General features: G+C 60.4%; 5 protein-coding genes. All 5 read right to left on the bottom strand.

The window, feature by feature from the left end:
- Window positions 1–104: 104 nt before the first annotated feature.
- A complete protein-coding gene (locus HYT87_18630) occupies window positions 105–365 on the bottom strand; it encodes a hypothetical protein (GenBank protein ID MBI2061759.1) in 261 nt (86 codons plus the stop codon).
- Window positions 366–1487: 1122 nt separating this feature from the next.
- A complete protein-coding gene (locus HYT87_18625; protein MBI2061758.1) occupies window positions 1488–2033 on the bottom strand; it encodes a hypothetical protein in 546 nt (181 codons plus the stop codon).
- 944 nt (window positions 2034–2977) lie between these two features.
- Window positions 2978–3694, bottom strand: coding sequence for a hypothetical protein (locus HYT87_18620; GenBank protein ID MBI2061757.1), 717 nt, complete (start codon window positions 3692–3694; stop codon window positions 2978–2980).
- Window positions 3694–4773 carry a hypothetical protein gene (locus tag HYT87_18615; GenBank protein MBI2061756.1) on the bottom strand — a complete coding sequence of 360 codons (1080 nt, stop codon included), beginning with the start codon at window positions 4771–4773 and terminating at the stop codon, window positions 3694–3696. The genes HYT87_18620 and HYT87_18615 overlap by 1 nt, the downstream gene beginning before the upstream one ends.
- A gap of 95 nt (window positions 4774–4868) precedes the next feature.
- Window positions 4869–10163, bottom strand: coding sequence for a hypothetical protein (locus HYT87_18610; protein MBI2061755.1), 5295 nt, complete (start codon window positions 10161–10163; stop codon window positions 4869–4871).
- Window positions 10164–10439: the final 276 nt, after the last annotated feature.

Below are 10439 nucleotides of genomic sequence, written 5' to 3'. Positions count from 1 at the left end.
GAATCGGCCGGATATCATGGAGATCAACAGCCATCACCGTGGTTCCGCCATCCGCAGCTATCGCGAGGCCCGCCTCCGCGCCGGCCTCGGCCCTTCGCCGCTCTTCAGCGACTGATCCTTCCTATCCCTTTCCCCGGGTTCACCCAGATTGTCCAGATACAAATGTCTGACCCCGTGACTCCGAAGACATTGGCGTAGGTCTCGGTTTGGTTGGGAAGCACCGCCGGGATGACTTTCTGCGACGCCATCCGGCCGAAGACATGGCAGGCGTTCGGGGCGAAGAGATCCCGGCGCAGGCGGGTGTTGAAGTGAAGCTTGGGGTCCGGCATCGCAACCGCACCGGCGGAGAAGCCCGCCACGTCCAAGGGGTGGAAGACGTAGAACTGTCTGCCCAGATCGTTCGTGAACGTATCCGGGATCTTGTCGCTGCTGGTTGCATTTCGGAGACCCGAGGGTCAGACATGGGGGTTGACAATGCGAGGATGGAGGCGAGCGGGAGGATGGCCATCAATTGCTGATGGCGGTGGCGGTGGAGCAGGAGGTGGCGCCGGGGGAGCCTTTGCAGATGGTGCCGCGGCTCTCGGAGGTGGTGAAGTAGATCCGGAGCTGATCGTTCGTCAGGAAGACCGGAACGACGTGACGGATGCCCCCGCGGGAAACGAGACAGGAGATGCCGCTCTGGTCGGTAGAGTTCGTTGCTCACGACCGTCCAGTTGAGGCCGTCCACGCTGAAAGCCAAGCCAAAATTCCTGGCGACGGCGGTCGCGTCCTTCTTCCCGCCGGGAGCGTAGTCCTCCGTCGCCGGGCGGTTGTCCCAGGTCATGGCATAGACCCCGAGATCGTTGACCGTGATATTTGGATCTCGGGGCGTGATCCCGTGAACCCGTGAACCCGTGAGGTCGAAGAAGGAGACGGGGCCGACGTCGCGGTTCTGGAACTCCGTGAAGTTGTCGATCTTGGAAAGCATCGTGTTGATCTTTCCTTCGGTTTCCAAGTATAGCCGAACGTGATGGCCACCGGGAGTCAAGGCCGCAGTGAGGGACCAGGGGAAGGCGTCGGAGATTTTGCTTGCTTCGTCAATGCCTTTCTGATCGGACTTAATACCCGTCCATATTGCCTCCGGGGCATCTGTTGAAGGACAAGCCTTAGGGTCAAACACGGTCGGCCCTTGGTTTGACAAGCAAATGCCTCCGGGATTGGTCGTCCGATAGACCCGCCTTGTGCCGTCGGGCATCTGAAGATAGATTGAACCACCTTGTGAAGGACCACAAGAGGGTGATCGCCTTGGGACGAACTCCATACTCTCGCTGCGATTTGGTGCTGTTTGGCCTGGCTTGTCTTCGTAGGAGAACGTCCAAGATTTGTTAAGGAGCCCACTCAAGTTTTCAGGGGCAGAATCAGGAATGGAAACGAGTAATTCCACACGACCGTCTCCGCAGGAATCCGCGATCCCTATCAGCAGAGAGGCCAGCGCGAGCGAACGAACCCTACGGAGCTCGAGCATTCGGCCTCCGGGCGATTTGAGTTGGTGGAGGCACCACTTCGAAGCGGATTACACCTTCCACGTAAGCACCTTCGGAGAATTGGAGCACCTGAGCATTCACAATATCGGACAGCCCGGGATGAGCCGGGTCGGGCGGGATCAAAGAAAGCCTATTCTCGAGGTTCGTTTGGTTATCATTGTTTATCTTGTCAAAAAATGGTTTCGTCACCCCCTCCGTCGGGACGTAGAGTTTTTGGGGGACGATGGCGAAGGAGTAGCGGCGGGATTCGGGGGCGGTGAAGGTCATGACGTTGCCGTCTCCGTGGGCAACGGAGTACACCCCGCACCCGCTGTTGAACCCATTGCACGAGTAGTCCTCCAAGGTGTTTCCTTGCTCATCCAGGGGGGCGGCGTTGATGGCGAAGGGCATGGTCTGGCGTTCCTCGGCGGAAGACCCGCACATCCCCGTGTCGTCCACGTCGGGAATCGTGAGTCGTAACCCGCGAGTCGTGAGGAGCAGGAAGGAGAGTTGAAGCGACAGGAGAAACATTCAATTGCTCACGGCGGTGGCGGTGGAGCAGGAGGAGGCACCGGGGGAGCCTTTGCAGATGGTGCCGCGGCTCTCGGAGGTGGTGAAGTAGATCCGGGTAGAGTTCGTTGCTCACGACCGTCCAGTTGAGGCCGTCCACGCTGAAAGCCAAGCCAAAATTCCTGGCGACGGCGGTCGCGTCCTTCTTCCCGCCGGGGGCGTAGTCCTCCGTCGCCGGGCGGTTGTCCCAGGTCATTACATAGACCCCGAGATCGTTGACCGTGATATTTGGATCTCGGGGGCGTAAGTCCGTGAGTCGTGAGCCGTCAGTCGAGAGGAAAGAGGGGGAGGATTCGGAGTGGAACTTCACAAAGTTGTCTTTTTCGGAAATCATGGTTTGGATCTTGCCCTCGGTCTCCAAGTACAGCCGAACGTGGTGGGAGCCGGGAGTCAAGGCGGCGGTGAGGGACCAGGGGAAGTTCCCCAAGAGCCTCTCTGGGGATGACCAGTTCTTGTAGCTTGAAGGGTCTGTCGTGAGGACTGTCCAGACATCCATTTCCACCGAGCAACATTTCGCCCCCTCCGCCTGCTGCTTGTTCCAACCAATCATGTAAGCCCGAAACGTGTCGTCGGGCAGGGCGAGAACGGTCAATTGCTGGGTTCCAACATTGTCCGAATAGTAGAAGACTCTAGGCGCTGTTGATGAACTGTTCGCGACTGGAACCGTGTCGGGATCTCTGGCGCAACCGGTTCCAACCTCCCTTACCTGCCTCCACGGAGCATTCCCCATGAAAGTCTGAGGCTTGACCGATTCCGTGGCGGGAAGAGAGAACTGCCACTGCTTATCCAATAGCTGATCGAAAGAAAGGTGCGCAGAATCAGGAATTACAATCTCGGTCTCAAGATCGTCGCTACATGCGCCGAAGACTAAGGCGGCGATTGCTGAAATGCGAAAGACAGAACCCCTACGGTGCACGTAACCTTGGCCTCCGCGCAATGACCTGCGAGGGTGCAGGGACTTCCTCGAATCGGATCACGCCTTCGACATATGCACCCTCAGCCTTCTCAAGGACGAGTTGGAGCCTCTCCGGTGGCTCCTTGAGTGTTTGCACTCCATCTTGGTCAGGATCTTCGAAGAGGCTCAAGGTGTCGCTGAATTGCGTCTCCGTCGGGACGTAGAGTTTTTGGGGGACGATGGCGAAGGAGTAGCGGCGGGAGCCGAAGTTATCCCCCGAGGGGGGGGTGAAGGTCATGACGTTGCCGTCTCCGTGGCCGGTGGCGAAGACCCCGCAACCGTTGTTGAACCCATTGCACGAGTAGTCCTCCAAGGTGTTTCCTTGCTCATCCAGGGGGGCGGCGTTGATGGCGAAGGGCATCCCGGGACGCTCCTGGGCCGGATCGGTGCACATCCCCGTGTCGTCCACGTCGTTCCGGTTGTTGCAGTACACCTTCACTTGGGATGCGTCCGGGCAGGCCCCGTACACGGCCTCCGCCACGGGGCGGTACTTCTCGCGGCAAGCGGCCTTGTTATCCGCATCACGGCACGGATCGTAACAGTCCGTCCCGATCCCATCGGGAGCCCGGCACCCGATATCCAACAGCCTCGCGCACGCGCTGATGCCCACGGAAGTGCTGCGTGCCGAGTGCTGAGCGATGAGTGCGAGGAGCAGGAGAAGATACATCAATTGCTGATGGCGGTGGCGGTGGAGCAGGAGGTGAGGTCGGTATCGATCCCGGGGCAGTTGCCCTGACAGCGGCTCACGGCCTCCGCCGTGAAGTAGATCCGGAGTTGCTCGTTGGTGATGAACACCGGGACGACGTGGCGGAGCTTGCCGGTGAGCTGGCTATAACGGGTATTGGGCTTTGTGTCGTAGACGACAGGTATCCCCTGAAGCGTCAAGTCATTGGAGACGACCGTCCAGTTGAGGCCGTCCACGCTGAAGGCCAATCCGAAGGTGCGGCTGGCAGGAACAGTAACCTGGGCCGGCCACACGGGGCAAGTGCTGTAGTAGTCGTCCGTGGCGGGGCGGTTGTCCCAGGTCATTACATACACCCCCGCGTCATTCATGGTAACATTAGGGTCGCGGGGGCGTATGGACGCAAGGCGCGAGGCGTCAGGCGCGAGGAAGGTCACGGGGGCGATGTCGGTGCTACACTCTTCGGAGTTGCCGGGGCCTACCCCTTCGAGGGAAGAAGGGGGGAGGCAGGCACGTCTCCCGTCTGATCCTGCCTCCCCGGAATAGAACTCGACGAAGTTGTCTTTCTTGGAGAGCAGCGTCGTAATCCTGCCCTCGGTCTCAAGGTAGAGCCGGACGTGATGGCCACCGGGAGTCACGGCTTGCGTTCGAGACCAGTACGTTTGATTCGTAACAAGGTGAATTTTGCTGAAAAACTGGCCGTCCGTACTGACCAAGATCCAGAGCCTGTCGATCCAGTCATCTAGATCGAGATTGGAACAATCAAGGTCTGGACGACTACCAGCCTTCCATTTCGCCCGACAACTCTCATACATGGCCGCCTGCGAAAAACGCGAGAGCCAGTATGTCCTCGCATCGGGTCCAAGGAATTTGTCCCCGCTCGGATGCGGAGGAACCGATCCTGTCCCGACAGTAAAAGACCATTTCCTGCCGGCAAGAGCGCTCAGCGTGGCGCGGGCTGAATCCGAAACTTCGATCAGAGGCTTCTCGATGAGAGGCTTTTCCTGAGGAAGGGTGCTGTCGGTTGCAGTATCGTCCTCCGTGCCAGGGCTGTCGATAGCCACCTCATTTCCCGTTTCGCCATCACAGGCGAAAGCTCCGATCCCCACGCAGAAGATCACTAGAATTGCCCCCTCGCGATGCATCGGCTTGGAGGTGACTACGGTGCCCAGGCAACTCGCGGAGGAGCACCTGAGGTGCCAATCAGCGTGAATCGAATCACGCCCTCCACGTAGGCACCTTCGGCAGCTCTCAATACTTTCGTTCTCTGGTCTGCTGTCTTCAATGTACGGATACCATCCTTGTCCGGGTCTTCCAAGAGGCTTAGGGTATTCTCGGGAGTCAGTAAAATGTCAGGATGGTTGACGGAATCACTCGTCTCCAATTCCGTCGGGACGTAGAGTTTGTGGGGAATGATGACGAAGGTATACGTCCCATCGGAGAACGCCTGGAACGTTCCTTCGTTGATGTGGGGGTACAGTTCAGGGTCGTTCTCCTTGTGCCAGATGACGCCCACGGTCTCCCCAGCGCTGTTCTCCACGAACGTTCCGAAACCGAGGTTGCGATTCTCCAACCCCGTGGAGAGGTTCTTCCCCGTGGCGGTCACGGCGACTCTCTGCCCGGCTTTCAGGAAAGCGGAAAAATTCGCCCGCGCCCTCGCATATTTCCGGTCGATTCCCGTTCGGAACGGCATTTCTACCCCAAACAGGATGGGCACGTCGGACACGGGGCTGATGGCGTGGTAGACGGGGCGGAGGGTGAGCGTGGCCGGTTCCCCGGCGCTCTCGCCGAGTCCAAATAGCCCCCCCCCTCCGTCCGCCGGGCGGTACCAGAAGAGTTTCTCAAAGTTCCCGGACACGCCGGTGGTGGGGAGATCGGTGAGGCCCTCGCAAGTCTTCTCAACCGGGCACGGGCATGGCCCCTCGAATCCCGCCTGGGAAGTGCACGTGAAGGTGCCATACACCTTTGAACAGTCGCCAGGCCAATAACGCGGTCCCAGGTAGCTGCTCACACCCACCAAGTATCCGGCTTGGGCGAGTGCCGACGGGGCCGGATTGAACTGGGGAATGCATTCGCGCAAGTCCGCGCCTGGGTCCTCCGCGAGACGGGCCAAGGCCCACTCCTGATCGCAAATGCCTCCCTCGTTCGACCAGATCGGGCGGTTCGGGAACATGCACGTCAACGTACGCAGGACGTCGGCCTGCCTTTGGCGCCCCCCCCTCTCGTTGGCATTGGGATTCGGACCCTCCTCCTGGTACCAGTGGAAATTCACCACCACGCCCCCGTCGAAGGTGGGATCGTTGAGCGAATATCCTTCAACTCTAGGGTCTCGGAACACTTGGTAGATATGCTCGATGCTGACCTGCTCGTGGCAGCGCTCGGCAAGATCGGCCATTTCGATGTGACCGTTCGGGCGACGATCCTTGGAGACCTCGTCCCCGTAGTAGTCACAATCTTGGCTGATCCTCGCCGTGACGTTGGGTCCCCCGCCATGAATCCGGTGGTCCGGGTGATTGAGTTCGACCCGGATGAGATCGTGGAGCTGCTTGATGAGCTGCTTGTATTCCTTCAGCCCCACGTAGGACTGGAGGCCGGGGTGGTCCTTGTCGTTCACCGAGGCCGGGTCCGGGCGGATCCGCAGGAAATTGCGGGGATTCTCGATTTCATTGCCGAGTCCCCAGTTCCGAATTCCGATCCCGGGCAGGTTCGGATGCCTCTGGGCAAGCTTGCCCCCGGGAGCGAATTCCTCAACCGTCGCTCTCACAAAGTTCTTGAACATCGCGTAGTCCGGCTGGACCTCGGGGTTGAGCGAAGTGACGCCCCCCGGAACACACTGGCCGGTCCGGAGCCAGCCTCGGGAGTCGAGTTCATTTTGGAGACAGGCAAAGTCGCATGCCGGATCTTGTGCGCGCTTCTTGTCCGCACAGCACTTCTTATGGGGTTCCTCAATCAGGGCGGGATCGACCTCACAATCCGTTCCGCAGGCGGTGAGCCGGGCGGTGCGCCTCACGCACGTCTCTTCAGTGTCCCCCGAAATGCAGCAGGAGGATCCCCACCACGGCCAACCTCCGAAGTCCGCCTCGATCTCCATGTTGTACGCCCCCGCCATCGTCATATACGCATCCAAATGGTACCTCTGCTTCTCGAAGTTGTATACAGGGGCGGAAAATTCCTGGACGATCCCCCACGGCACGTCGATGCGCACGGTGTTGATCCCCGCTCGTTTCATGAGCATCAACTTGTGCTGTCGGATCGAAGGACGGCACGTGTTGGGGTCCGCATTGGCGTAGAAGTCCTCCCAAGGCCGCCAATCGGCAATACCCTTCCTACAGCCCTGTTCCAAGGCGGAATAGCACACATTGGAGGCGGGGACGGACTTGGGCGGACTCGGCGTGCATCGCTCATCTTCGTCGCTGAAGCCCGAAAACGTACTCGGTCCTTCAACTCCGCCGAAGACATTGGCGTAGGTCTCGGTTTGACTGGGAAGTTCCGCCGGGATGATTTTCTGCGTGGCCATCCGGCCGAAGACGCGGCAGGCGTTCGGGGCGAAGAGGTCCCGGCGCAGGCGGGTATTGAAGTAGAGTTTGGGGTTGTCCATCGCAATCGCACCGGCGGAGAAGCCCGCCACGTCCAAGGGGTGGAAGACGTAGAATTGTCTGCCCGTGTCGTTCGTGAACGTGTCCGGGATCTTGCCGGTGCTGGTTGCGTTGCGGACGAAGAGGTCCAGTTTGGAGCCCGGGGGACTGGGGACTTTCCCGCGCAGATCGACGTGCACGGTGATCCCGGCGATGCCGTTCCGGCCTGAAATCGCGAACTGCGGGTCGCCGTATGTCTCCGAGGCAAGATTGAGCGAGTCGGGCGGACCGCCGTTGACGGAGGGCGGGACGATGGGGACGTTTTCGCAGGCGCCGCCTGCCTCGATGTACTTCGCCTCGCAGGTTCCCGCGGCGATGACGTTCCCCGGATTCGGAGGCGTCACCGGAACCGTCACGTCGCATCCGTCCGTGCCGATGGCGATGCGGACGCGATCGAGACCGATGCCATTGTCCTTGAAAAAGGCGCCGGTATCTCCGGCCGCGTATGCCTTCGTATCGTTTTCCGCCGGAGTGGGGATGCAATACTTGGCAAGGCCGTTCGCATCGGCGGTGCCTTGAATGCCGAAATGCTTCGCCGACCCCCAGACCCTTCGCGACGGTGGTTGGAGCCGTTCCGAATCCAGCCTGGGTTTCGTGAAATCGGCATACGTGGTTTCCTTGGAATCGACGACCACCACCTGCCCCTTAATTTCGGCTCCGGATGTCCTGACCTGCCCATGGACCAGTTGCGTCTTCCCGTGGTCCGTGCTGAGGCTGACGCAGGCGACGGCGTGATGGATCTCGGACAGACCAGGGCAGTCGGAGATGTCGAGAGGTTTGTAATACGTGTTACCGCCAGAGTAATCGAACTCATCAAGTTTCACTCCCGCAAGGACGCGTACGCGCCCTTCGTTGTCATACCGGTGGTTGGGCTCCAGGAAATCGACCATGAACATCTGCTCGCCCTGGGGGGCATTATCCTTCTTGCAGCCGATGGTGCTGTTCGGGGGTAGGCTGAAGGTCGTCCCAGGATCTCCGCTCAGGGTCATCCCTTCGTAGTTCAACAGAGTGAGATGGCTCCCTGCCGTAGCTTCGTCAAAGGGGTTGTAGCCCAAAATCTCCGCGAGCTGGTTTTCGCTGACGGAGGTGACTCCGATGAAGGTTTTGGAACTGGTCGAGCCGGCCGGGATGGCAAGCTGGATCCCGCCGTTGCGGGTGCTGACGGTGCCGCCGGCGGGGCCGATCTGGCGGGCTTCGGCCATGTTGGCGGCCTTGTCCCAGGCCTGGATGCGGACGTCGGAGGCGGCGTCGTATTCGGTCTGGAAGATGTCGATCGAGTAGTCGTCTCCCGCGGCGCCGCCGAGGCGGACGAACGCCTTTCGCGTCGATCCAAGCAGGAGTTCCACCTTGTGCACGCCGGAGAGGTTGTCCGTGGCGTGGGCGCTGAATCGCTCGCCCGGCGCCGAAGCGGTACACCCGCCGAGCGCATTCCAGCTCACGCAGATGGAAATCGAGGTCATGGTCATGTCGGTGAGGGCGGGAGGGGTGTAATCGGTGGTGTAGGTGATGGAGTCCGTGAAGGGGTTGCCGGCCTTGTCGCGCAGGAAGACGCTCGCGGTGTTCGTCCCTTCGCACGGGAGGAAATCCTTCGAGAGCGCTGAGTGAGAACCCGCCGATAAGAGGGCCAATGCGCCGGTGCAGCCCGCGCTGCTCCCGGAATTGCTGAAGACCACCGTGGCCGGATTCACCCCGCTGAAACCGTTCGTGTACCACACCCCAAGACGAAGTCTACTGTCATTCGTGGGCAAGCCAACCGTGGAAACCGGCTGGAGGCCCTCGCCGGCATGGAGGAGAAGAAGGCCATCCGGGAGGGTGAAGGGAGGCGTGACGTCCAGATAGTAGCTGTTCCCCGCGGGGAGAACGGTCTTGTTTTGGGCCTTGTCCAAAGCCTCCAAGTCGAACGTCCAGATCCCTTCCTGCCCTAGACTCTGAGTGAATTGGAATGAGTGATCCAGCCCGTCGCACAGGGTCGGCTCGATCTCGATCCGGACGGGCGTGAGTTGGCTCGAAGGAATCGCCACGGGGTCGTCGCTTCCGAAGATCGGAGCGGTGTGGGTGCGGGTGGCGACAACTTCGAGCTTCGCCATGCCACATGAGGGAGATGTCGGGAAGCGGTCTTCACAGTTGTAGGTGACGATCGGTTGGAGCGAGGGGATGAACAGGAGGCTGTACGCGGGGTAGTCGATGGGGCTTCCGATGTTGAAATTCGTGAGCGTGGGGGCGGCGCGGTCGAGGCAGAAGTTGAAGGTTGAGGTGGTGGTGTTCAGGAGCCGGTCCCTCACGGTGGTGGTCCATGTGTAGTGGCCGTCGGGGTATTGGGTTTCGTTGCGTTGGGATTCGAGGAGGGTCGCCACGAAGTCCCCTGCCGGGCCGGGGGTGAAGGGGTAGACTATGACCGGAGCGTCTTGGAACTGAGGCAGCGCGGTGTAGGTGTAGGCTCTGGCGCTTTCCGCGTGGCGGAGGTTCAGCGTGAGGGTTTCGGACCGGACGCCGGCGTGGCCTATGGGCAGACGCGGCACATCCACGGCGTGGACGACGAGTTGCGCAGGGACGGGATTTTCCCTGCCGTTTCGGTTGGGCATGGAAGCTTGGTGCTCCGGTGTTGGAGAGACGATGGGTCCCGAGAGATCCACAATGAAGCGGTCGGAGACCGACCGAGTGTTGCCGTGGGGTTCAGCGCGATCGGCCAGAGTCACGGTAACGTCGAGGAGTCCTTCGGGGAGCCGATGGCCAAGCGTATTGAGGAAGTCGAACGTGGTCGTCGAAGCGCCCGGAGCGAGAGGCTGGGAATCCACGGGCTTGCCCTCCGGATCGCGCACGGGGTAGAGATCCACCTTCGGGAGGCGAAGTTCACCCCCACCTTCTCCTTCAACAGTGCCGGGGGTCAGGTCTTGCAATAGCATATGGACTGTGAGTAATAGAAGGATCATTTCATTGAATCACGCCCGCTCGCATCGCCGCCAAGTAGTATCAAGTCAAGACTTGACCCCACAGTCACACGTGGGCAGCGAAGCGGATGTTCTACGTCGCTTCACATCGGCCTTGGACCGGTGGCCGGCCGACGGCGTGGTCCGGGTGACGGCCGATTGCCCCTT

This window comes from Nitrospirota bacterium (assembly GCA_016180645.1).
Lineage (GTDB): Bacteria > JACPQY01 > JACPQY01 > JACPQY01 > JACPQY01 > JACPAV01.
The sequence above is the reverse complement of the archived record's forward strand: the minus strand, read 5'-3'. Positions and strand labels throughout refer to the sequence as shown.

Coding starts and splice junctions, on each gene's coding strand:
- HYT87_18625 (MBI2061758.1), bottom strand. CDS start 2,033: ATGTTTCTCCTGTCGCTTCAACTCTCCTTCCTGCTCCTCACGACTCGC.
- HYT87_18620 (MBI2061757.1), bottom strand. CDS start 3,694: ATGTATCTTCTCCTGCTCCTCGCACTCATCGCTCAGCACTCGGCACGC.